This is a genomic window from Kribbella sindirgiensis (assembly GCF_004331435.1).
Lineage (GTDB): Bacteria > Actinomycetota > Actinomycetes > Propionibacteriales > Kribbellaceae > Kribbella > Kribbella sindirgiensis.
In genome coordinates, this window is sequence record NZ_SJKA01000027.1 from 52680 (window position 1) to 74727 (window position 22048).

At 65.9% G+C, this 22048-nt stretch carries 21 protein-coding genes; 6 read left to right on the plus strand and 15 right to left on the minus strand.

Annotation, left to right across the window (positions count from 1 at the left end):
• Positions 1–48: 48 nt before the first annotated feature.
• A complete protein-coding gene (locus tag E0H50_RS40045; RefSeq protein ID WP_238151673.1) occupies positions 49–840 on the minus strand; it encodes a L,D-transpeptidase family protein in 792 nt (263 codons plus the stop codon).
• A 72-nt stretch (positions 841–912) separates the two neighbouring features.
• Complete coding sequence (locus E0H50_RS40050; RefSeq protein WP_131296388.1) at positions 913–1614, minus strand: GNAT family N-acetyltransferase; 702 nt, start codon at positions 1612–1614, stop codon at positions 913–915.
• Between E0H50_RS40050 and E0H50_RS40055 the strand changes: the two genes are divergently transcribed.
• Positions 1504–4449 (plus strand): AfsR/SARP family transcriptional regulator, encoded by a 2946-nt coding sequence (locus E0H50_RS40055; protein WP_131296389.1) that lies wholly within the window; start codon positions 1504–1506, stop codon positions 4447–4449. The genes E0H50_RS40050 and E0H50_RS40055 overlap by 111 nt on opposite strands.
• 24 nt (positions 4450–4473) lie before the next feature.
• Here the strand turns inward: E0H50_RS40055 and E0H50_RS40060 are convergent, their stop codons facing one another.
• Together E0H50_RS40060 and E0H50_RS40065 are read right to left on the minus strand one after the other, a co-directional pair.
• Positions 4474–4890, minus strand: a complete 417-nt coding sequence (locus E0H50_RS40060) for a hypothetical protein (protein WP_131296390.1) — start codon at positions 4888–4890, stop codon at positions 4474–4476.
• Positions 4880–5782: an SEC-C metal-binding domain-containing protein gene (locus E0H50_RS40065; RefSeq protein WP_131296391.1), complete on the minus strand. Its 903-nt coding sequence runs from the start codon at positions 5780–5782 to the stop codon at positions 4880–4882. The genes E0H50_RS40060 and E0H50_RS40065 overlap by 11 nt, the downstream gene beginning before the upstream one ends.
• Before the next feature lie 375 nt (positions 5783–6157).
• On the opposite strand from E0H50_RS40065, the gene E0H50_RS40070 reads away from it, so the two are divergent.
• Entirely contained in the window at positions 6158–7045 is an 888-nt protein-coding gene (locus tag E0H50_RS40070; protein WP_131296392.1) for a LysR family transcriptional regulator, read from the plus strand.
• On the opposite strand, the gene E0H50_RS40075 is transcribed toward E0H50_RS40070, so the two are convergent.
• Positions 7042–8025: an aldo/keto reductase gene (locus E0H50_RS40075; protein WP_131296393.1), complete on the minus strand. Its 984-nt coding sequence runs from the start codon at positions 8023–8025 to the stop codon at positions 7042–7044. The two genes, E0H50_RS40070 and E0H50_RS40075, sit on opposite strands and share 4 nt — an antisense overlap.
• 61 nt (positions 8026–8086) lie before the next feature.
• Here E0H50_RS40075 and E0H50_RS40080 point away from each other — a divergent pair, with 61 nt between their 5' ends.
• On the plus strand, positions 8087–8950 hold the full coding sequence (locus E0H50_RS40080; RefSeq protein WP_131296394.1) for a LysR family transcriptional regulator: 864 nt from the start codon (positions 8087–8089) through the stop codon (positions 8948–8950).
• A gap of 44 nt (positions 8951–8994) precedes the next feature.
• Here E0H50_RS40080 and E0H50_RS40085 read toward each other — a convergent pair whose 3' ends face one another.
• The 8 genes from E0H50_RS40085 to E0H50_RS40120 all read right to left on the minus strand — a co-directional run bounded on the left by E0H50_RS40085 (position 8995) and on the right by E0H50_RS40120 (position 18144).
• Complete coding sequence (locus E0H50_RS40085) at positions 8995–10029, minus strand: aldo/keto reductase (protein WP_337590396.1); 1035 nt, start codon at positions 10027–10029, stop codon at positions 8995–8997.
• 279 nt (positions 10030–10308) lie between these two features.
• Complete coding sequence (locus E0H50_RS40090) at positions 10309–11130, minus strand: aminoglycoside phosphotransferase (protein WP_131296396.1); 822 nt, start codon at positions 11128–11130, stop codon at positions 10309–10311.
• The gene (locus tag E0H50_RS40095) at positions 11127–11801 is read right to left on the minus strand and encodes a pentapeptide repeat-containing protein (RefSeq protein WP_131296397.1); all 675 of its coding nucleotides are present in this window, start codon (positions 11799–11801) and stop codon (positions 11127–11129) included. The genes E0H50_RS40090 and E0H50_RS40095 overlap by 4 nt, the downstream gene beginning before the upstream one ends.
• A 3-nt stretch (positions 11802–11804) precedes the next feature.
• Positions 11805–13016 carry a methyltransferase, FxLD system gene (fxlM, locus tag E0H50_RS40100; RefSeq protein ID WP_131296398.1) on the minus strand — a complete coding sequence of 404 codons (1212 nt, stop codon included), beginning with the start codon at positions 13014–13016 and terminating at the stop codon, positions 11805–11807.
• Positions 13017–13099: 83 nt separating this feature from the next.
• Positions 13100–14275, minus strand: coding sequence for a lanthionine synthetase C family protein (locus tag E0H50_RS40105; RefSeq protein WP_131296399.1), 1176 nt, complete (start codon positions 14273–14275; stop codon positions 13100–13102).
• On the minus strand, positions 14272–17331 hold the full coding sequence (locus tag E0H50_RS40110; RefSeq protein ID WP_131296400.1) for a lantibiotic dehydratase: 3060 nt from the start codon (positions 17329–17331) through the stop codon (positions 14272–14274). Before E0H50_RS40110 ends, E0H50_RS40105 begins: the two co-directional genes overlap by 4 nt.
• Positions 17332–17396: 65 nt before the next feature.
• Entirely contained in the window at positions 17397–17540 is a 144-nt protein-coding gene (fxlA, locus tag E0H50_RS40115; RefSeq protein WP_131296401.1) for an FxLD family lanthipeptide, read from the minus strand.
• A 403-nt stretch (positions 17541–17943) separates the two neighbouring features.
• Positions 17944–18144, minus strand: coding sequence for a hypothetical protein (locus tag E0H50_RS40120; RefSeq protein ID WP_131296402.1), 201 nt, complete (start codon positions 18142–18144; stop codon positions 17944–17946).
• Between the two features lie 391 nt (positions 18145–18535).
• Here E0H50_RS40120 and E0H50_RS40125 point away from each other — a divergent pair, with 391 nt between their 5' ends.
• Positions 18536–19768: a helix-turn-helix domain-containing protein gene (locus E0H50_RS40125; RefSeq protein ID WP_131296403.1), complete on the plus strand. Its 1233-nt coding sequence runs from the start codon at positions 18536–18538 to the stop codon at positions 19766–19768.
• 37 nt (positions 19769–19805) lie between these two features.
• Positions 19806–20513, plus strand: a complete 708-nt coding sequence (locus E0H50_RS40130) for a creatininase family protein (protein ID WP_131296404.1) — start codon at positions 19806–19808, stop codon at positions 20511–20513.
• Here the strand turns inward: E0H50_RS40130 and E0H50_RS40135 are convergent.
• Together E0H50_RS40135 and E0H50_RS40140 are read right to left on the minus strand one after the other, a co-directional pair.
• Positions 20510–20974 carry a cytidine/deoxycytidylate deaminase family protein gene (locus tag E0H50_RS40135; RefSeq protein ID WP_131296405.1) on the minus strand — a complete coding sequence of 155 codons (465 nt, stop codon included), beginning with the start codon at positions 20972–20974 and terminating at the stop codon, positions 20510–20512. The genes E0H50_RS40130 and E0H50_RS40135 overlap by 4 nt on opposite strands.
• A complete protein-coding gene (locus E0H50_RS40140) occupies positions 20967–21767 on the minus strand; it encodes a RibD family protein (RefSeq protein WP_238151675.1) in 801 nt (266 codons plus the stop codon). The genes E0H50_RS40135 and E0H50_RS40140 overlap by 8 nt, the downstream gene beginning before the upstream one ends.
• A gap of 54 nt (positions 21768–21821) precedes the next feature.
• Here E0H50_RS40140 and E0H50_RS40145 point away from each other — a divergent pair, with 54 nt between their 5' ends.
• A complete protein-coding gene (locus tag E0H50_RS40145; RefSeq protein ID WP_131296406.1) occupies positions 21822–22028 on the plus strand; it encodes a hypothetical protein in 207 nt (68 codons plus the stop codon).
• Positions 22029–22048: the final 20 nt, after the last annotated feature.

Sequence of the window (22048 nt, forward strand, 5' to 3'; positions counted from 1 at the left end):
AATCCGACGTTAAAATCTCAAGATCGGGTGGTTAATCCGGGATGGCGATCAGTACTCGCCGTAGACCTGCACCTTCGTCCCCAGGGGTGTCTCGGTGAAGATGTGGTGGATCTCAGGGCGTACTACCCGGACGCAGCGGTGGCTGTCGGGGTAGGGCTTGACGAGGGAGTTGACTCGGGAGCCGTGCAGGGCGATACCTGGGCGGTCCTTGAGGAAGTAGAGCGAGTCGTACATGTACGCGTCGTCGTACAGGCTGCTCTCGTGGGCGCCGGCCCACTTGCGCCAGACGGCGCCGGTGCGGTTCGGGGTCTCGTAGCCGGGGCCGCCGGTGGAGATCCAGACGATCCGCTTGTAGGTCTTTCCGACGATTTGGTACAGGATCTGGCAGGTCTTGTTGACGTAGATGCCGGGGGAGCGGGTCGGCGCCGGGCGACTGGTTGCGTTGAGCACCGAGTACGCGTCGTTCAGGTTGAGTCCCTTGCGGGTGACCGGCAGGCCGTGGGTCTCGCGCCACGCGCACAGCGCCTGCTTGGCGCGGGCGGTGATGTCGCCGTCGACGTCGCCGACCGGGTACCCGAGTTTGTCCAGTTGGCGTTCCACGCGCAGTGCGTAGTACTCCGGCTTCTGCTTCACCTTGGGCTTCGGCTTGACCGTCGGCTTCACGGTGGGCGTGGCCGTCGGCGTGGCGCTCGGCGTCGAACTGGTCGGCGTACTGCTCGGCGTACTGCTCGAAGCCTGGGTAGGAGAAGGCGTCGACTCGCTCGCGGCCACGTCGGAACAGCCGGCGAGTACGAACGACACAACGACGGTACCGGCAACGAGACCACGTCGACGAGACACGGATTCCCCTCTCCCTCAGCGTTTTCAGCGTCGCAGAACCACGCCGGGTAAGCGTGCAGCGACCCGCCGAGACTAATCTGCGAGAGGTTCCTCAACGGGTGTCGCGCCGGATCCTGTCACCGAACCGTTGCCGAGTTCCGGTGCCGGATCGTCCCGCAGCCGGCTGTACAGGTACCCGTCCCGCAGCTTCCCGCCCCGGAACTCGCACCCGCGGATCACCCCTTCGAGCCGGAAACCCGCCTTTTCCAAGGACTTCTGCTCGGCGATGTTCTCCGGATGCGTCGCCGCCTGGATCCGGTGCACCGACGTGTGCTCGAACAGGTACGCCGTGAGTAGCGCCTGCGCCCGCCACCCGATCCCGCGCCCGCGGTACTCCGGAAGCAGCGCGATCCCGATCTCCCAGTACGTCGTACGCCCGTCGAAGGACCCCGACCGCCAACTCACGAACCCCGCCGTCTCGGACCCGGTACGCACCATCAGCCGCCCGTTGTCGGTCCCCAGAAACCCGTCCTCGGCGTACCGCCGGACCGGCGCCTGCGCGTCCCGGAAGCCGTTCCAGTCCAGCCCGATCAACCCCGGCTCGACCGCGAACCGTTGGAACAACGCCACATCTTCGTCCTGAACAGGCCGTAGCAAGACATCCACGCCTGCAAGACTAGGTCGATGGAGTTCCACATCCTCGGCCCGCTCGAGATCGTCGTCGACGGACGTGCGGTTCCGGCGCCGGCGCCGCGGTTGTGCTCGCTGCTCGCGATTCTCCTGTTGCGTCCGCATCGTCAGGTGCCGGTGGACGAGCTGATCGACAGGCTCTGGCCGGACGGCGCGCCCCAGCCGGCGAACCCGACCGCGACCGTCCACACCTATGTACGGCGCCTGCGCGACCTCGTCGGTGCCGACGTACTGCAGACCCGCGGGCGTGGGTACCTGCTCGCCGCCCAACCGTCCGACCTCGTCGCGTTCCGGGCCGCGGTGGCCGAGGCCGCGGCGAACCCGTCGCAGCAAGTGGAGCACCTGAAGCACGCGCTCGACCAGTGGCGCGGCGATCCGGTCGAGGTCGAGCCGACGGTCGCGGTCGGTCTGCGTGAGGAGCGGCTGACGACGATCGAGCAGTACTACGACGCGCGCCTCGCCCGCGGCGAGCACGCCGACGTACTCCCGGAGCTGCAGACCCTCAGCGCACAGGAACCGACGCGCGACCGCCTGACCGCGCTGCTGATGAAGGCGTTGTACCGCTGCGGACGGCAGGCGGAGGCGTTGTCGACGTACGACGGGTTCGCGGAGCGGCTCGTCGACGACTTCGGTCTCGACCCGACCGAGGAACTGCGGGCGCTGCGCCAATCGATCCTGACGTCCTCCCTCGACGAAGACGACGACGAGTGGCAGCACCAGAACCAGCTCCCGCTCGACATCCGCAACCTCGTCGGCCGCGACGAGCTCGTGACCGAGGTCGCGGGCCTGCTCACGGCGACCGACGGCGTCCGGATCGTCGCGCTCTTCGGCACACCCGGCGTCGGCAAGACGGCCGTCGCCGTTCGCGTCGCGAACGAGTTGACCGAACGGTTCCCGGACGGGCAGTGGTTCGTCCGCCTCCGCGGCGCATCGGATCAGCCGCGGCGCGCGGACGACGTACTGGTCGACCTGCTGCGGGCGTCCGGCGTCGATCCGCACGCGATCCCGGACGACAGCGATGCGCGCGCCGCACTCTTCCGGTCGCGGTTGGCGAAGCGCAGCATCCTGCTCGTCCTCGACGACGCCCAGGACGCGGCGCAGGTCCGGCCGCTGCTTCCCGGTACGCCGGCCAGCGCCGTCCTGGTCACCAGCCGGAACCCGCTGGACGCGCTCGCCGCGCTCGACGGCGGCATCCCGTTCCACGTCCCGGTCCTGAAGCCCGAGGCCGGCACTGCCCTCGTCCATTCGATGCTTCAGGCAACCAACGCGGATGTTCAGGAGCTCGTCGACCTGTGCGGCGGTCTCCCGCTGGCGCTGCGTATCGCGGGCGCCGTCGCCTCGCGCGGCTCGGTCGCGTCCTTCGTCTCACGCATGCGTCGTACCGGGGCGCTCGCGACGCTCACCATCGACGACGACACCGCGGTCAGCTCCGCGTTCCGAACGTCGTACGACCTGCTCGACCCGGCGGTACAACGCGGCTTCCGGCTGCTCTCGCTGTTCCCGGGGCAGGAGTTCGCGCCCGACGCGGCCGAGGCGCTCATCGGCCCGACATACGACCAGGTCCTCGACCGCCTCGAAGCCGCCAGCCTGCTGCAGTCCGTCGGCCGCGGCCGCTACCTCATGCACGACCTGGTCAAGGAGTACGCCGCCGACCTCGCTGAACCGGACCTCGACGCCTGGAAGTCCTTGTGCGGCTGGTACGTCGGTACGGCGGACGCAGCGATGACCGTCCTGGAACCGGGTGCGGTCCGCATCCAGATCCCGTCGTCCGGCGATCGCACCGTCACGGATCCGGAGAGCTGGCTCGCGGCCGAACTCCTCAACATCGAGGCGATCGCACAGCGCGCGCTGGAGCTCGGGACGCCCGACGTCGCCTGGCAGCTCGCGGACATCGTTCGCCTCCATCTCTACGAACACAGTCTGTCCGGGACCTGGCGTGCCCTGATCCGGCTCGGTGAGCTCGGTGCTCGTACCTCTGGTGACCAGGCCGGGCGCGGCGCGATGCTGCACGCGCGCGGCGTACTTGCTCGGCAGGCGGGGGAGAACGAGGAGGCGGTCGCGCTCTTCGAGCAGGCCGCCGAGCTTTACCACGCGTGTGGCTTCACGCTCGGCGAGGGCGCGCTGCGGTGCAACATCGCGGTCAGCTACAACGCCCAAGGACGGCTCCGGGAGTCGGCCGAGGCGTTCCGTCAAGGGCTGGCCGTGTTCCGGGCGGGCGGCGAGTTCGCGCGGATGCCTCGCGGGCTGAACGCGCAGGCGATGAACCACATCCACCTCGGCGAGTTCCGCGAGGCCGTCGCGTGCATCACGGAGTCTCTGGAGTACTCGGGGCCGGTCAGCAACGACCAACTCGTTGCCTTGATCAACCGAGCCGGGGCGTACAAGGAACTCGGTGAACTGGAGCTCGCGACGGCGGATCTCCGGACCGCCGAACCGCTGGTGGACAACCGGCTCGACCGGGTCCAGTGGGGACTGGCCAAGGCTGGTGTCGAGAACCGGCTCGGCCACCACGAGCAGGCGCGCGAGATTGCGACCGAAGTACTGCGCGAGAGCCGCGAGATCGGCAACGGGTACGACGCCTGCGTCGCGCTGCAGGCGCTCGCCGAGTCCTATCTGTTCGCCGGCGACGTTGCCTGCGCACGTACGTACTTCGAGGAAGGTGAGGCGCTCGCCGCCAAGTCGGGGTACGGGACGATCCTCGCCGAACTCCACGCCGACCTGGCCCAGTGCGCGTTTCTTGACGGCGAGGTCGAGCTCGCCTTTGCGCAGGCGACCCAGGCTCTGGCCGAGTCGGACGTTGCCGAGTACGGCATCGGGCAGCAGTGGTCCCACAGCCTGCTGGCCCGCTGCTGCACAGCCCTCAACCGCCCCGACGAAGCAGCCACCCACCAAGCCGCCGCCGACACCTTCTGCCGAGAGACGGGCTACACACCGAGGTAGCCCGCTGGCTGGACGTGGCTCGGTCTACAGGCCGAGGTCGCGGAGGAACTCGGGCTTGTAGGCCTGCAGGACGACGTACCGCGGGTCCGGGACCTCCACGTCCGCGTTCTTCGCGGCGTCACCGGCGGCGTCGTGCGGGCCGACCGGCACGCTCGGGTCGGTCCAGTCCTGCTCGGCCGGATTCCACCGCGTCACGGTGTACGTCGCGTCGAGGTCCTCGTCGGCCACCAGGTCCTTGGCGGTCCGCTCGGCCTCCTGCGCGTCGGCGAGCGTGTGCGTGTAGAGCAGCATCCGGTTCCCGTCCCGGGTGACCGTCACCTGACTCCCGAGCCGCTTCCGCGCGTCGTCGTCCAGATCCAACGCCCGCAACCGATCCCAGAACGTCAACCCGTGCCCCTCATCACTGAGCACAACCTCAACCCGAAACTCCTCATCCGCCATGGGCGACACCATACCTACTGCCGTCCGGCGCAGGCTCAACGCGTGGCAACGGCCCGCCGCAGCACTTCTTGTACTTGACGCCAGATCCACACCAGCACGGCCGATTACGAGGCGGCGGCCACGCGATCCGTCGACCGTCAGGCAGCTCGTCGTGCCGGATCCTGGCATCGCGCAGGCAATCGAGCAGGCCGCCGTACGTCCAGGTGGCGATCGCGACGCGCTCATCCTGGGCACGCAGCACCCGCTCGATCTGGTGACAGTAACCGTCCGCGTTCTCGCCGATCAGTTGTCTGCGCCATCGGACGGCGACGTCGAACTCGCTGCGATCCCACACCTGAATCCTGCTGTCGATCACCACCGGATTGCGCAGCAGATCGTGTAACTCGGCCTCTCGGTCTGCCTCCTCGTCCTCACCCTGGGCGCCCATGAGATCCAGGCTGTCGAGTGGCAGCCCCAACGCCCACTTCACCCGTCGACGACCGGTCACCAGGTCCAGGATTCGGTGCGAGCCGCTGCTCACGTCTTCCGCGGTCAGTCGGTCGGCCGCGATTTCGTACCAGAGCAGAGCCTCGTCGAACTCGCCGCGTCTCTCGAGCAACTCGGCTGCGCTGCACCAGGCGAAGCTGTAGATCCGCCCGTTCCCCATCACGACGCCGAGCTCGCTCCTTGCTTCGCGGGTCCTGTCCTCCTCGAACAGGAACTCGGCATAGTCCACGCGGGCGTCATCGCCGGCTGTGCCTCCCTCACCAATCAACTGCTGCCAAATCTCAACCGCCCGCTCAGCCCGTCTCATCTTCACGTGCTCCTGAGCGGCAATGAGCAATGCGAACGTCCGGCCAAGGCCGATGTCTGTCCAGTGATCGCGGAGCTCGTCCGCCAGCGGATCTTCCATGCCGGGGAACGTATTCGGAACGGCCCCGCCGTGAGCGCGCTGTTTTCGACCTGTGGATATCGGGTGCTCGCTCCCCGTGCGGACCTGCAGCACTCACCAACCTCGTCGCCGCAGCGCAACGCGTGCCCTCCTGAGCGTGAGCCTGGGCGCGACTCCCGGTCCTGGCCCCTCATTGTGAGTGGTGGACGTCCGCCACAACCGCCCGACACGGACCGCCAGCCCATCACAATTGCGCTCCCCGTGCCGCCCGCCGCCTGGAGCGAGCCGTAGGCGCGCATTTGTGATGGGCTGGCGGTCCGCCGCAGCGGTGGCCGACGGACGTCAACATGCAGGACAGGTGAATCGGTTTCCCTCGATCGACTACAGTTCTTAGTCATGGAGCTGAGGCACTTGGAACACTTCGTGGCGGTGGCCGAGCAGAAGCACTTCACGCGGGCCGCCGAGGCGATGTCGATCTCGCAGTCGGGGTTGTCCGCCTCGATCCGCGCACTCGAACGTGAGCTCCGCGCGAGTCTGTTCGTCCGCAACACCCGCAGCGTGGAGCTCACCGAGGCGGGGCGGGCGCTCCTGTGCGAGGGACGCCGTACCCTCGCCGCCGCCGAGGCCGCGAAGGACGCGGTCGCCGCGGTCCAGGGTCTGCTGCGCGGTCACCTCACGGTCGGGCTGGAGCAGTGCCTCGGGGTGGTCGACGTACCGGCGCTGCTCGCGAAGTTCCGGTCCGCGTACCCGGGCGTCGAAATCGAGGTCCGCCAGGCCGGCTCCACCCCGATGCTCGACGAACTCGCGTCCGGCCGGCTCGACGTCGCGTTCGTCGCGACCGCCGGGGACCCGGTCGACGGGCTTGACCTGCGCCCGCTGTCCCGCGAGTCGATGGTCCTCGTGTGCGCTCCCGACCACCGGCTCGCGAAGGCGTCCGGCGTGACCCTCGACGACCTGGCGGGGGAGTCGTTCGTCGACTTCGACCCGACCTGGGGCGCCCGCGCGATCTCCGACCGCGCCTTCACCACGGCCGGCGTCGCGCACCCGGTGACGATCGAGGTCAACGACGTACACACCCTGCTCGCCCTCGTCGCCCACGACCTGGGCGTAGCGCTCGTCCCCGAACGCATCGCCGCCAAACGAGGCGACCACGTCACCGTCTCCCTGGCCCCCGGCACCGCCTCCGACTGGCAGGTCTCCGTCGCGGTCCCCACCGGCTCCGCCGCTTCCCTGGCCGCCGACGCCCTGATCGGCATGCTCCCCACCACCGCGGGCCACGCTTAGAGGAGAGTTCCGCCAACCGGCTTGAGTCGAGCGAGTACTGCGTCGATGCGCTCGAGCGTGTCCGGGTGCAGCGTGATGTCTGCGGCCGCCAGGTTCTCGACGATGTGCGCCGGTGTACGGCTGCCGGGAATCGGTACGACGGCCGGATCCTGGTGCAGCAGCCACGCGAGCGCGAGCTGACTCCGCGTGACCCCGAGGTCCGCGGCGAGCGACTGAAGTGCGTCGTACGACGCGTTGTTCGCCTTCAGGCTCGCGGCGTCGAACCGCGGCGCGTTGTTCCGGAAATCGTCCTTGTCCAGCGCCTGCACGGTACCCGTCAGGAACCCGGCGCCGAGCGGGCTCCACGGTACGACGCCGACGCCGAGTTCACGCGCCACGTCGAGCAGTTCGGGGTCGATCGGCCGCCACATCGACCACTCGGTCTGGACGGCCGCGATCGGATGTACGTCGTACGCGCGCCGCAGCTCCCGCGCCGTCACGTTGCACACCCCGAGATGCCGAACCTTGCCATCAGCAACGAGCTCGGCCATCGCGCCGACGGTGTCCTCGATCGGCACCTGCGGATCCGGGAAGTGCAGGTAGTACAGGTCGATCACATCGGTGCCGAGGTTGCGCAGGCTGGACTCGGCGTACTCGCGAACGTACTTCGGCTCCGCGTTGACCAGCAGTTGCTCGAACGCGAACCCGACGTCGAGCGGATGCGGGTCCGCGCCGTCACCGAGCCGCAGCCCGAACTTCGTCGCGACCGTGACCTCGTCCCGTCGCGTCCTGATCGCCCGCCCGATCAGTTTCTCGTTGTGCCCGTCGTCGCCGTACGCATCGCTGGTGTCGATGAATGTCCCGCCGGCGTCGATCGCCGCGGTCAGCGCCGAGAGCGCGCGGTCGTCGTCGATCGCGCCGTACATACCGGGGGAGAGCACCATCGCGCCGAACCCGATCGCCGGTACGTCGAGCCCGCCGAGGTTGCGTGTCTTCGTCATGGGCCCAGCATTGACGCTGTGGATGTCGCCGCACCAAGACCTGTTGGTATAACCGTTGGTTATGGATGCGCACCTGCGAGAGCTGCGGTACTTCGTCGCGGTCGCCGAGGAATCGACCGTGACGGCCGCGGCCGCCCGCCTGTTCGTTTCGCAGCCCGCGCTGTCCAAGCAGCTCCGCGCCCTCGAACGCCGCCTCGGCTTCGACCTCTTCTCGCGTCAGCCGCGCGGACTGACACTGACCTCGCAGGGCTCGGTCTTGCTTCCGGTGGCGAGGGACGTGCTCGCAGCCTGGGACCGCGGGTACGCCGAAGCGCGGGCGGCCGCCCACCCGCAGCAGCTGGTCGTCGGCATGCAGACCGCCGTCGGCCGCGACCTGCAACGCCCCGCCGTCGAACGCTTCCGCGCCACGCTTCCCGGTTGGACGGTCTCGCTGCGCCTGGTCGGCTGGGACGACCCCACGGCCGGTCTGGCCGACGGATCCAGTGACGTCGCCTTCGTCTGGCTTCCGATCTCGACCGACTTCGCTCGGCGGGTCCTGATCAGCGAGTCCCGCTGGGTCGCTCTGCCTTTTGAGCACCCGCTGGCAGATCGCTCCGAGATCCCCTTCGAACTACTCCTGGATGAGCCCTTCGTGGCCCTCCCCGCGGCGGCCGGCCCGCTCCGTGACTTCTGGCTGGCCGTCGACGCCCGACCGGGTCCGCCTATCGTCGCGGCCGAGGCCACCGCCGCGGACGAGGTCCTCGAACTGGTCACCGCCGGAGTCGGGATCGCGCTGCTCGCCGAGGGAAACACCGGCCTCTACCAGCGCCCCGGCCTAGTCTGCCGCCCCGTCCCCGATCTCCCACCGGCCGAGCTCGCGGTCGCGTGGCGCCGCACCGACAACCGCGACGCCGTACGTGTATTCCTCGACTCGGTCCAGCCCTGAAAGGCCGCCGTACGCATGGCTGGTGTACGGCGGCCTCTTGCGACCTACCAGGCGTAGTCCTCCGGGGCGGTCTTGTAGCCCGGGAAGATCTCGTCGAGGCGCGTCAGCGACTTCTCGTCGAGCTTGATGTCGACCGCGCGTACGGCGGACTCCAGTTGCTCCATCGTCCGCGGCCCCACGATCGGGCCGGTCACACCCGGTTGGTGCAGCAGCCACGCCAGCCCGAGCTCACCCGGCTCGTGTCCGAGCTCGTCCGCGAACGCCTCGTACTGCTCGATCTGCGGCCGGAGGTTCTCGAGCGTCTCCTTGGCGCGACCTTCAAGGCGCCGTACGCCCTCGTTCTCCTTCCGGATCACGCCACCCAGCAGCCCACCGTGCAGCGGCGACCACGGGATCACGCCCAGCCCGTACGCCTGCGCCGCCGGCAGCACCTCACGCTCGATGTCCCGCTGCGCGAGGTTGTACAGCGACTGCTCGCTGACCAGCCCGACGTAGTTGCGCCGCTTGGCGGCCTCCTGCGCCTGCGCGATGTGCCACCCCGCGAAGTTGCTCGACCCGGCGTACAGGACCTTCCCCTGCTGTACGGCGACCTCCATCGCCTGCCAGATCTCTTCCCACGGCGTGTTCCGGTCGATGTGGTGGAACTGGTACAGATCCACGTAGTCCGTCTGCAACCGCTTCAGGCTGGCGTCCAACGCCCGCCGAATGTTGAGCGCCGACAGCTTCCCTTCGTTCGGCCATCCGTCGCCCATGTCGCCGTACACCTTGGTAGCGAGCACAGTCTTGTGCCGGTTCGCGGGATCCTTCGCGAACCACTCCCCGATAATCTCCTCGGTCCGCCCCGGGTAGATAGCCCGCCCATACCCATTGGCCGTATCGAAGAAGTTGACCCCCTTGTCATGCGCCGCATCCATGATCGCGTGCGCATCCCCCACCTCAGTCAGAGGCCCAAAGTTCATAGTCCCAAGAACGATCCGACTAACGTTCAGTCCCGTACGCCCAAGCTGAGTGAAGTCCATGCTCCCTACCCTCCCTCCGCCCAGCCGAGACTTCCAACAGAAGAATCTGCACAGTCCCATCACCACACGTTCTGAGTGGGAAGGTGGTAGATCCCACGCGGTGCCACGCGCGGCTCCTTCGTCGCCGTGCTACGCGCCGCCCCACCCACCCACGGGTTTGTTGCCGGCTGGCGCTGGCTGCTGCGGCTGCCGCCGCGATGACAGCCTCGCCCTGTTACCAGGATGTGGTGATCGAGAGGGCCCGTTACGAAATGGCTGGTTCGGAGTGAGCTGTCCCGTCAGCACTGCCTGCGCGCTCCCCGCGCGGCGGCCGTTTGCGGGAGACTCGTTCGGCTCAGTTCAGAGGTGGTTCAAGACGTCCATAGCGTGCTGGCGGACGGGTCGGGCTAGCTCGGTCAGCTCGCCCCCATCGGCAAATCGGAGTAACCGTGTGGCCGCGGCGAGCGTGGCGACATGTCCGGTGGGTGTATCGAGGAACTCGGCGAGGGATCGGCTGACCCCCTGGGCGAGGTCCGGATAGGCGAGGCTCGTGCAGACGAGGGTGGCGGCGTCATAGCCGACAGGTGCTCTGCCCCATGTCTCCCAGTCGAGGATGGCGAGCTTCGGGCCGGTGAGATTCCCCCAGTGAAGGTCGCAGTGTGCGGTCGTCCAAGGTACGGAGGCGATGTCGAGGTCGATACCGAAGAAGGCTCTGATTCCGTCGTTCACGTAGTCGGCGTCGACACCGTGCGACGGCACTGGGTGGTCAGCGAGTATGCGCAGAGCTCGACTGAGATCGGACAGCCACTGATCGGAGACAGCTACCTGGTGAGTGGGTGTCATCTTGGCAGAGAGGGCCGCATCGGCAACAAAGGTGCTGACCTCTCCCCGCATCCGTCGCCTGTTGTCTTCCCAATCTCGCCACCGTTTGACCGTCGGTTTTGGCACCCCTTGGATCGCGTTGGCGGCCCGGCTGTTCTCGAGGTAGTTGCCTTCGGCCCATTCCGGGTCGGCGTACACGACTCGTAGCCAGGCGTCTTCGCCGGCATCGGTGACGCGACATCCGACCGAGTGGAATCGACTCGTGTGCAACGGCTGACCGATTTGCTCGACACCGAACTCACGCGCGGCCCAGTCCAGGTGACTTTCCATCCAGGCGCGACGCTGACTGTTGTCGGTCACCGGTCGGACTCTTCGGCGTACTGCAGGTCAAGTTCGGACACCAGTGCCTCCGCGAGTTCCTGCCGTTGACTGAGATCGATCAGGATGCCGTTGAGGTTACCGGCGCCGCGGACGGTAGACAGGTCGGTGGTGCGGAAGTCGAAATCTGTGTAGGTCCCGGCGTCGAACTCGACGGCGTCGAGGGTGCAACCTGACATGTGCCCGCCAGGAAGCTCTGACCTCCGGAACGTTACCTCCTTGAAGCGGTCGTCGACGAAGACTACAGGCGTATTCGCGCGGATCGAGTCGAAGGTCGCGTACTCGATCCGGCAGTTCTCGAAGACGACGTTGCTCCACTTGTTGTCGACGAAGTTGGCGCCGAGGAGCTTGCAGTCGCGGAACACCACTCGGGACAGAGTGCAGTCCATCCAGTCGCTGGACTTCAGGACGCAGCGATCGAGCACGATCGATTGGAGCGTCACCTGGCTGAAGGTCACCCGCTCAGCCTCGATCTGCCTCAGTCGGCCGCCGGACAAGGTCGTGTCCGCCACAACCAAGTGGCGGACCGACCTGTCGGCGTACTCGAAATTGGTGAACGACCCAGCGCCATCCAGTTCGTCGACCGCAGTCAACTCGTCGTCCGCGACGGAAGGCTTCAGGATCTTCGCCCTTCCGTATTCCTCGATCTCCACTGTTCATGCCACGCTGACGACGAGCCGAGCCTCAACTTTCTCGATCACCTCGTGGTTCAGGTCCCCATCGAACGAGATGGCAGGCCTAAGCGTGCTGGCCGGATACGCGCGCACCGTTGGCCGGGCGTTTCGGTCGTGGTTCCAAGCCTCGATCTCGTCGCAGAGCTGCGCCGCGAGGTTGCCTCCATGCGTACCGTGTCCGATTGCTCCCAGCTCGAACCTGCCCTGTTCCACTTTCCGGATGGCGAGATAGGCGAGACTGTTCTCTTCGGCCAGCGCTGGGCTACGGATGGGAATCGCTGGTTTACACAGGTCTGTGTCGACCGCGGCGCGGTCGGCGGAGACACGGCAGATGCGGCTGTCGCGGCCAGTCATGCGTAGCCAGATGCCGTCAAAGGGTTCCTCTGGTCCAACCAGAACGTCCGACCAAACGGTCTCCCTTTCCTGGTCGAGGACGCCGCCTAGTTTCGCCGCGTCGATCGTCTGGTCGACGTCCCAGTACAGGGTGACCAGGCCGCTGCCGTCGATGGCGCCGCTGCGCTCGCCTTCTTGTCCGATCATGGGGACAAAGCCACACAGTTCCATTGAGTCCGACACCAGAGCGTCACAGTCTCGAACGAAGGCAACGCTCTGGGTCTGGGCGCGCCAGCGCAGCGGCACGACTAGACGACCGCCGGGAGCTAGCTGTTCCCAGAATGCCGGCGTCAGGTCCCATGCGCCGACGGTGAAGATGATGCGGTCGTACGGTGCGTTCTCGGAGGCGCCGAGTGACCCGTCTCGGGTGATGACCTCGACGTGCTGATTACCGGTGGCGTCCAACCCGCGGCGCGCGCCTGCTGTGACCTCGGGGTCGATGTCGACCGTTGTGACAGATCCACCAGGGCCGGTCAGCTGAGCGAGCAGAGCGGCGTTGTAGCCGGTCCCTGCGCCGATCTCCAGGATTCGGTTGCCTGGTTGGACCTGGAGTTGGTCGAGCATCATGGCAACGACGGTGGGCACTGACGCGCAGCTGAGGGCTGAGCCGTCGCCAGCGCGCTTGGTGATGACTGCGATGTCGGAGTAGGCGTCTTCGACGGTGGCTTCGGGAACGAAGTCGTGCCGCGCAACAGTGCGCATCGCCTGTTCGACGGCCGGGCTCGTGGCATGGCCGGCTGCCTTGATGGTGTCGACCATGGCCGCGCGCAAGGTCTCCGGCGAGTTGGTAATGGTGGTCATTGCTTCCTTTCGTGGAGCCCCGGGCCTCAGATGGGCGGCGGGTTGATCGTAATTGGGTGGACGGACAGTTCTTCGAAACACTTTCAGCCGCTGAGCAGCAGGCAGGCATCCCAGTTCGACTTGGAGTCAACGGTTGACGTGGCAGAGATCTGAACCAGGCGGATGCCGGTTCGTCCTTCCAGCAGGTCGGGTCGGTGCATCGATCCATCAAAGAATGCGAGTTCATCGAGCCGTCGAGTCAGATGAGACAGCTGCGCTGTCAGTGGGCTGCGCGCGCCGGCATCGGCTGCGACTCGTTGGGTGGCCTGTACGAGCCCGGCCCAGCCATGGCAGAGCGTCGTGTCGCTGAGTTGGTCCAGTTGAGCGTTGTCGGTGACGCAGCCGAGCAGTGCTGTTTCTGCCTTGTGCTGACGACTCTGATCGTCGAGTGCCAGCCCTGCGAGCTGCTGAGCCCGTACAAGTCCAGGGGTGCCGTAGCACCACGATGGCCGTTGCGGCCCTGCCTGTTCGAGATGATCGGTGTCGAGCTCGCGTTTCGTGATGGTCCCAGGCCACCAGGCTGTCTCTCCGTTGCCCTGTTGCCAGCGATCGAGCCAGACGCAGATGCTGGCGATCGCCTCGAGCTGTCCCCGAACAAACATGCCACGTCGAGCGGCCATGGCCATTAGGGCGAGAGGCCCCGAGATGCCGTGCGCGATGCCTAGGTTGCCATGCCCACCCGGCCAGGACGCCGAAGGGTGATCTGCGATGTCATTGGCAGTCCACCATCCTGGCAGGGCTTGGTCGTCAAGTGTCAGTGGTTCGCAGAGTCGGACGAGGTACTCCAGCACGTCATGGAGGACCTCACCGCCGCGCCGTCGGCGGAGCTGGTACACGCCGAGTCCGGTCAATCCGCTGATCAGGTCGAACTCTCGCAGTCCTGGCAATAGGCCGCTCTCAATACGGCGGTGTGCACGTTGGAGCCGCTCTCGCGTGAGCTCGTCGATGTGGCTGTCGAGGGTTGCGAGCGCCGATTCATACGCGGCCTGTTCAGCGGTCGCCAACACGTAGGCAATCGCTGGTGCTCCTTCGAACAAGCAGCTCTGGGAATGGGCTGCGACAGGCGCGCCGGTCATCTTGATGATGTGTTCGTGTACTCGTCGCCAGCTGCCGTAGCCGATGCGTGCCTGTTCGATGTGGAGCAGAGCTTGGCCAGCTGTTCCGCGCCCTAGGGACTGGCTCGCGACGGTTGACGTCAGTTGCCGAGTGGCTGCTGTCATCGCGCTCCCTCCGTCGCATGTGCGTTCCAGGCGATCGCGGACTGGCGGGCCAGACGCCGGCAGATCGCCTCGCCGTCACGGTCGATTCCCATCGCTCGGTTGTGGTGCATGTGCAAGAGCGATTCGAGGACATCGTTGATCCGCGCTGTGTCGGACAACAGTTCGCGATAGCTCGCCAGGGCGTTGTTGCGCTCTTGCCAGGCGCTCGCCAGTTCGGTGTTCCAGCCAGGGACGCTGCTGGGAAGCCCGGCCCGGGTCAGCTTGATAACCAGCTCGGTGATACGGCGGTCGGCCACCGCGTCGAGAGAGGCCCGGCCGCTCGTCAGCCAGGCGCAAGCCGCCGCCAGGCTCCCGAAGAAGCCGTCGAGCGTGCCGAGCACGTTCACCGCCGTCAGGACGCTCGGATCGATGACGACAGTTGGAAGGTACCTCAGCTGCGCAGCGACCAACTTCGAGTCGGCGACGAAGACCGCCTCAGCCGCGATCATTGCGGAGCCGCCGCCGTAACGCCCGTTCTCTGGGTAGTAGGTGTCGATGACTAGCCGACCGATCTTGCTCTCGTCTCGAAGGCGTTCGGTCCACCTGCTAGTTGCCGCGAGCAACCTAGCGCTTTGCTCCCCGTCCTGCACTCGGAGGCGCAGCCGCAAGTGGTCTGTCTCACGCGGGCTGCGATAGCGGGCAAACCAGTAGTCGGGCTGATCGACCTCATCGAGTAGCTGCGGAATCTCCGTAGCAATCAGGTTGTCCATCTGTTCTGGGTGGGTGTGGAGCTTGAGGTACAACCACCGAGCATCTGAGGATGCGGCGAACTGCCCGTCGTCGTGCATTGTTACGGTTCCACTCGCTGCTGCCGCAGGAGGTCGCGCAGGTGGCCTGGTCGTCTCCAGCGGCATCGCGATGTCGTGCGCGTGGCCGCCGACCCACCCGAAGTCGCCGGTTTCCGCGGTCTCGGTAAGGATGACGAATCCGTGTTTTGCGAGCTGCGAACGCACGATGGCGGTGTGGGCTGGCTCGGTCAGATCGAGGGGCAGCGACCGGTCAGCATCCTGGAGTTCGACTGTTGCTGGGCAGGCCCACCGTACCCGCCAGTGTTCGAGAGACGCTTCCCAGGTGGCATCGTCGATGGACGACGACAATGTGTCGGCCTCCAGCCGCCACGTAGCCGGCGACAGGATCGATCGCCGGTAGCGCACTCGTGGGAGGTAGGGCAGTTGTCGAGCGGCCGGGCCCCAATCGAACCGATGCCAGGCTGCACCGAGGCTCTGGGACAGGTGAGCTAGGGCGCGCGCGAGCGGTGGCGATTGTTTCTCGATCGCGAGTGCGTGAAAGGTCTGCGGTTCGATCACTCGCCGGCGAGAGATGCTCACGAGGTAGAGGTTGTCTAGGGTGGCTGTCACGGCGAGATCGTTGAGTGGAACCGTGCTGTCGTCGTCGCTGCGGTGCTCGCCGAGCGACAGTACGTGCGGTAGGTGGGCAGGTACGCGGCTGATGTTCTCGGCGTGGGTGAACGTAGGCGGATAGGACAGCTGGACTGGCAACGCGCCGTCGACGCCTGTCGGGACACCTCGATATACGTCCTGGAGGCCGGCCTCAGACGCCAGATACGCCAGGCGGGAGGTGAAGGTTCCGGCCGAGCGTCCAGGGTGGACGACGAGTGTGTAGTCACCCCGGTCAAGTGCATCTGTCGACGTTGAACGAATTTGCGCAGCCAGTTCGACGTGAGGTGGGATCGGCCTCTCGACCGACGGGTCACCGACAGCGAGGCTTCGGATGACTTGATCGGTCAGAACGATTTCCGGGCTCTTGTCAGCCATGGCGCCCCAGGCCAGCGCGAGCAGTCGTTCGTCCCGCTCGGAGAGACCACTCGGATTGGATAGTGCCGTGCTGCCGGGATAGGTGGCGGGCAGTCCGAGTCCGGTCTCGGGATTGACGACATCGCTGAGCGGAACCAACGCGTTGATGCCGTACCGGTCGCAGAAGGCGATGTAGTAGTCGCGCCAAACCGCGGATCCGGTTGGCTGACGTGTTAGCCGTATCAGGGCAGTCGACGCGAAGCTCATCTCGACCGCGACGTGCTCAGGGATCTGTACCTTGCAGTCGAGGCGAAGGTCAGCGGCAAGTGGTGTTCGGCCGGCCGGTGACAGCTGCTGCATCTGCACGCCCACTGTGGTGCGAATGTCTGTCCGCTCCTCGTCGAGGACGTCTGGGTCGTTGTGGCGCGCAATATCTGCCGCGATGACCCCGAGGTGACGAAGGATCATGGACTCATCGCTACCTGGTTCAAGGTCGACGTCGTTGAGTTGCCGGATGACATACGCCAGCGGGTCGGCGACCGTCATAGGTGGTCGGAGACTGGTTATCAGGAACCGCTGCATCACGAGATCAGTGACTAGGCCACGGATCTTGGCCTCGCAGACTCCAGGGAATCTCTCGCTCAACTTGTTGAGCAAAGCATCGAAGTGAATCGGCGACTGACAGAGCTCTTGGATTGCGCGAACGGGGCGAGTGCGACGGACCAGTAGCCGTGCTGTGCCTTGCGGTACGTCGAGGTCGTCGCCGCGCTGGGCTGCCAGGTTCGTGAAGACGACATCGAGTTGATCTAGCAGTCCAGGCACGCGCTCCAGTCGACCGACGACGCCGTCGAGCCACTGTGCATCCGCTCGGATGAACGCTCGATGGTCCGCTCCCCAGCGTGCGGAGCTTCGGGCGTTGATTGCGACCGCGGCGACACCGGAGAACAGACCGAATGGCATTTGACGACCGGTCAAGCGGAGGATGTATCGGACGATGGACAGAGTGGCTCGCCGGATTTGCTTACCCGAGAAGGTTTCGCCGGAGCAGATAGCGTCGACCCGTTTCGCCAGCCCCGAACTGGCATGTCGGATCGCGGCCGCAAGGCGCGGCTCAAGCCACACATCCCGTAGCCAAGAACGACAGTCGTCGATGTCGTTCACGTCAGGCCATCGATCAGGACGATCGTGAATGGCTACCGCAGTTGCCCGGAGCAGTGCTGCACCGCTGTGGCGGTACAGCAGTTTGCCGTCGCCGTTGCCCATCAGTCCTCCTGTGATCGAGTCGGAAGAGGGGTCGGAGCACCGCTCCGACCCCTCGATTGGCTACGTCAGACGTCGCTGGCGCAGCTCGACGCACACGAGGCGGCGCAGCCATCTTCCGTGGCGCAGGCGGCGTTGGCCTGCGGCACGACATCGGAGACCACGCGGACATCCAGCTCGAACTCGATGTCGAGCGACTGCTTCGGATCCATTTCGATTCCTCTCTGTTGGTGTTGGAACGGCTGGCGCAGGACGGACTCGCTTGCGCGTCCCGCGCCAGCCGGACGGTGGGATCTGTGGCCGAGCCCTCCACGGGGGAGGGGAAGGCTCGGCCACAGACCACGAGTGACGGGATCGGTGGGTGTGCAGGCGATCCGCTGCACGCGAGGGGCTGAGGACGACGACTCCCCACCGATCCCGCCAGTTCAAGGGCGCTCGTCGTAGGGCAGGAAGCGAGCCCCCGTGGCTCGCCTGAACTGCTGACTCACCGCGGCAGAACTTCCGACGAGTGCCGCGTGTCGCCAGTCGGTCACCGCTCCTCGTCCATCCACCGGCGGAAACTGGTGATGAGACGCTCCCAGAACCGGGACCACCAGCCACGGCGGTGCTGGCGGTTCATGAGCCGGGAGCATCTTCAGCCATCACCGGCACGGCCGGATCGATGGTCACCCGCAAGCTGTAGAAGCAGCGCGTCATGGCCGCCTGGTACCTCATGGCGTCTGCGGGCTCAGCGGTGTAGTCCGCGATGACGTGCTCACCGAACCAGACACGCACTCTGCGTTCTATTGGAAGCGAGGCATCCACGAGCGTGGTCATTCGCCGCGCACCTCCCGCACGATGTCGCGAACCATCAGTACGGCGACCGCCACCGTCACGATGACCAGGACCCACATGCCGGCGATCATGCAACCCACCTCGCTCCGCTCCTCCGAACTGGCTGATGAGTTATTACCGTAAGGAGTCCGTCACGCTCCGTATAACCTCTTCGTGCATGACTTTTATGCGTGCCGCGCATACTCTTCGTGGTGGCCCGATACCCTGGGGTGGCGAGACCTCAATACCGGGGACCAGGGGAGACCGGATGGCCGCCAAGATGGCCTCACGACCATGCGCGAGTTGCGGCGCGGCCCTGGCGCGCGACAACACCGCGTCGTTGTGTTCGCCATGTAGCCGTGTCCGTCAAGCGGCTGCTTCGGGGGCGCCAGCGATGCCTGCGGAGTTCTGGCAATCACCTGCGATCCATGAGGCCGCCTCGCGACGAGACATGGGCGCGCTGCTCTATGCATATCGGTCACATCCGACCCACGGCCACCGGCCGCTACCGCAAGCGGTAGTCAGCAGTTGGCTCGGAATCACTCAGAGCCAGTTGAGCCGATTGGAGTCCGGCCGAAACCGCGTGCGGGAGCTGGCCAAGTTAGAGCACTACGCCCAGGTCCTTGGCATCCCGGCCGATGTGCTCTGGTTCCAGATGCCGAGCTCAGCTCCGGAGCACGATGCGCGGCCAAGCGCCGGCACAGCGCTGCCTGTCGACCTACGGTTGCCTGCACACCTGGTCTCAGCCGGGCCGAGCGTCGCTGACTCCCTCTTGTTGACACTGCAGCAGTACGCGGCGACGGACAATCTGGCCGGTTCGCGTTCACTCGTCCCGGTTGTGCCGCACCAGGTCAGGTTCATCGAGGAGTTGGTCGGAAACAGTCGGGGTCACGGCCACACACTGCTCCTTTACGTGGCTGCTCGCTTCGCCGAATTCGCCGGCTGGGTCAACCAAGACGCCGGCGATCTCCGCGAAGCGATGCGCTGGTCCAACGCTGCCCTCGACTATGCCCAGGAAGCCGAAGACTCGCACCTGACGTCCTACATCCAGATGCGTAAGAGCAGCATCGCCAGCGACGCCAACAAACCGAAGCTTGCGCTTGGGTTTGCCAAGGAAGCACTCCTGAACGGCTCGGCGCTGTCGCCGCAAGTCCGAGCTGTGGCCTACAGGCAGGCGGCGCAGGCGTACGCGATCAGCGGTGACGCGACTGGCTGTGCACGTGCGCTGCAACAGGCTTACGAGCTCGCGAACCAGCCAGTCGAGGACGAGAACGACATCGCTCGGTACTGCACGCCGAGCTACATCGAGATGGAAGCAGCCAACTGCTGGGTCGAACTCGAGCGGCCGAATGAGGCGATAAAGACGCTGCACCAGGGGCTGAAGGTGTGGCAGCCTGAGTTCCGCCGTGACCTCGGTCTTTGTCTGTCTCGCCTCGCCGTCGCATACGCTGTCAGCGAGGAGCCTGACAACGCTGTCGCGGTTGCTCAGCAATCGCTGTCCATCGCTGCCAACACCCAATCTCGGCGTATCGCCGGCCAGCTCGGCCGTGTCCCCGGTCTGCTGACGACGATCGGCGCCAGTGACCAGGCAAGGCAGCTTCAGCGACAGCTTGCCACCCTGCGATGAGCACTGCTGATAGCGCGCAAGACAGAGGGAGATGTCCGTGAACCTGCTGACCACCGCCACCTCGACCGACGAGGCCGCTCGCATGGCGACCATCGCAGTCCTACCTGTCGGTAGTTTCGAGCAGCACGGTGACCACCTGCCGTTGATCACTGACACCGTCGTCGCCTGCCTAATCGCACAAGGCATCGCTGAGACCTACAACCTCCGCCTTCTGCCGCCGATCACGATCTCGTGCTCGCACGAGCATGAAGGATTTGCAGGAACCGTCAGCATCAGCGCGTCGACGGTGATGACGATGATCGACGACATCCGGACTTCGTTGGCGCGGAGCGGTGTTGAGCGTCTTGTGATCGTCAACGGTCACGGGGGTAACCACGTACTCGCGAACGTCACCCAGGAAGCGAATGTGTCCGGGCCGCGAGTTGTGCTGTATCCGCAAGGCGACGACTGGATCGCTGCCCGCACCACCGCTGGTCTGGACAGCACTTGGGGTGGGGACATGCACGGCGGTGAGATCGAGACATCGATCATGCTGCACGCGTACCCGGACCTAGTGCGCGACTCCTACCGCACGGCGGACCATGAGGCTCGCGATCGGCCGGAGCTGCTCGTGACCGGCCTCCGCGGTTACACCGACACTGGGATCATCGGCAGCCCGTCCTTGGCGACGGCTGCCAAGGGCCGGGCGGTGCTGGAGAGTTTGACCGCCTTGTTCGCGGATCATTTGAAGGTCCTGGACCACTAGTCGGGCGAGCCCTCCAAGAGATGGGCATTAACCGCCCTGACCGCTGCGGCGAGGTCGGGTATCTCGATGACCTCGTGCCCGGCCGCACGCAGCAATTCAGCTCCCTCGCAATCGACGAAGATATCCGGCTCGCGCCATGCCAGAACCACGCGCCGAATTCCAGCGGCCAGTATGAGCTGGGTGCACGTGAGTGGGTGCGACGAGCGCTTGCTGCATGGCTCCAGGCTGCTGTAGATCGTGCTGGAGGCGAGCCGCGAATCGTCCGGGACCTTGGCGAGTGCGGTTTCCTCGGCGTGATCGTGCGGATCTCCCTCGCGAGAGTAGCCAGTCGCGATGCTCTCCCCATCAGCCGAGACGATGATCGCTCCGACCGAGAAGGCGGTCTTCGACGGCGGGCACTGTTTCGAGAGCTCAATCGCCTCCTCGAGCCAACGGCGGTCGGCGGCAGCGCGGTCAGGCATCGGAAGGCTCCTTCAAGAGGTAGCGCAGCAACGCGATGTCGCCGATCTGCTGTACCTCGTCCAGATGCATCCGATTGCGAAAGTCCTGGGGAAATTTCGCGTCGACGACTAGCCGGGGAGCCGTCGAGTCACCGACGAAGAACGGCGCGACGGCCAGGTGGATTTCGTCTACCAACTCGGCCGTCAGGAACATGGTGTGGATGTGGCCGCCGCCCTCGACCATCAAGCGGCCAACGCCGCGGCTCGAGAGGTCCGTGAGCACGGAGCGGAGGTCCAGAGGATCGCCAGCTCCAACGACCGTCGCCACCTCACCAAGCCGTTCGCCAGCTGCCGACTTGGCCGACGTGGGTACGTACACCAGCTTCTCGACGTCCTCTGTGCCGAAGAACTTTGACGCCGGGTCCAGGTCGCCCTTGCTGCTGATCGTTACCTTGAGCGGAATCTCCGGACGACCTGCGGCAACCCTGCGATCCCGACGATCCTGTGACCTGATCCGCAGCCTGGGATTGTCTCGACGGACGGTGTTCGCACCAATCAGGACGGCGTCGACACCTGCACGAACCTCGTCCACCCGGTCAAAGTCGGCCTCATTAGACAGATACAGGCGCTCAGGGTTGCTGTCATCGATGTAACCGTCGACAGACGCCGCGACGGACAGGATCACGTATGGACGCATGCTCATGCAGACATCCTGCCGTACGTTCGTCGCGCCCCCGTCCATCAAGCCGTCCACTCGTCTGTGCGTACGAATCTGCAACAGCCCGGCCAGGTGGACGGCCGCGATCTCAGACACCTTGCCGCTCGGCCTACGGGCGGGGCAGTCGAAAAGAGACAGCCCGTCGTAGCCATGCCGTTCTCGAACTACGCACAGATCAGCTTCCCCGCTGTACAGGACGCCATCAAGAAGCTCTCGAGTTGGGGAGTGACGATGCTGGTCGGGGATGACGTCTATCGGCAGCACGAGCCCGGAACAGGTGGCAACTACATCCACCAGTTCCCGTGGCAACTTGCCTGGCAGGCAGCCCTCAACCACCTGTGGCGCACCGCGAGCTAACCCGCCGGTCCTCCGACACG

What these genes read in the sequence shown, in the direction of transcription:
- fxlM (WP_131296398.1), bottom strand. Translation starts at nt 13,016, where the DNA reads ATGACCACCATTACCAACTCGCCGGAGACCTTGCGCGCGGCCATGGTC.
- E0H50_RS40135 (WP_131296405.1), bottom strand. Translation starts at nt 20,974, where the DNA reads ATGCCTGACCGCGCTGCCGCCGACCGCCGTTGGCTCGAGGAGGCGATT.
- E0H50_RS40080 (WP_131296394.1), top strand. Translation starts at nt 8,087, where the DNA reads ATGGATGCGCACCTGCGAGAGCTGCGGTACTTCGTCGCGGTCGCCGAG.
- E0H50_RS40145 (WP_131296406.1), top strand. Translation starts at nt 21,822, where the DNA reads ATGCCGTTCTCGAACTACGCACAGATCAGCTTCCCCGCTGTACAGGAC.
- E0H50_RS40060 (WP_131296390.1), bottom strand. Translation starts at nt 4,890, where the DNA reads ATGGCGGATGAGGAGTTTCGGGTTGAGGTTGTGCTCAGTGATGAGGGG.
- E0H50_RS40070 (WP_131296392.1), top strand. Translation starts at nt 6,158, where the DNA reads ATGGAGCTGAGGCACTTGGAACACTTCGTGGCGGTGGCCGAGCAGAAG.
- E0H50_RS40105 (WP_131296399.1), bottom strand. Translation starts at nt 14,275, where the DNA reads ATGACAGCAGCCACTCGGCAACTGACGTCAACCGTCGCGAGCCAGTCC.
- E0H50_RS40120 (WP_131296402.1), bottom strand. Translation starts at nt 18,144, where the DNA reads ATGACCACGCTCGTGGATGCCTCGCTTCCAATAGAACGCAGAGTGCGT.
- E0H50_RS40085 (WP_337590396.1), bottom strand. Translation starts at nt 10,029, where the DNA reads ATGGGACTGTGCAGATTCTTCTGTTGGAAGTCTCGGCTGGGCGGAGGG.
- E0H50_RS40055 (WP_131296389.1), top strand. Translation starts at nt 1,504, where the DNA reads ATGGAGTTCCACATCCTCGGCCCGCTCGAGATCGTCGTCGACGGACGT.
- E0H50_RS40075 (WP_131296393.1), bottom strand. Translation starts at nt 8,025, where the DNA reads ATGACGAAGACACGCAACCTCGGCGGGCTCGACGTACCGGCGATCGGG.
- E0H50_RS40125 (WP_131296403.1), top strand. Translation starts at nt 18,536, where the DNA reads ATGCCTGCGGAGTTCTGGCAATCACCTGCGATCCATGAGGCCGCCTCG.
- E0H50_RS40110 (WP_131296400.1), bottom strand. Translation starts at nt 17,331, where the DNA reads ATGGGCAACGGCGACGGCAAACTGCTGTACCGCCACAGCGGTGCAGCA.
- E0H50_RS40065 (WP_131296391.1), bottom strand. Translation starts at nt 5,782, where the DNA reads ATGGAAGATCCGCTGGCGGACGAGCTCCGCGATCACTGGACAGACATC.
- E0H50_RS40050 (WP_131296388.1), bottom strand. Translation starts at nt 1,614, where the DNA reads ATGCGGACGCAACAGGAGAATCGCGAGCAGCGAGCACAACCGCGGCGC.
- fxlA (WP_131296401.1), bottom strand. Translation starts at nt 17,540, where the DNA reads ATGGATCCGAAGCAGTCGCTCGACATCGAGTTCGAGCTGGATGTCCGC.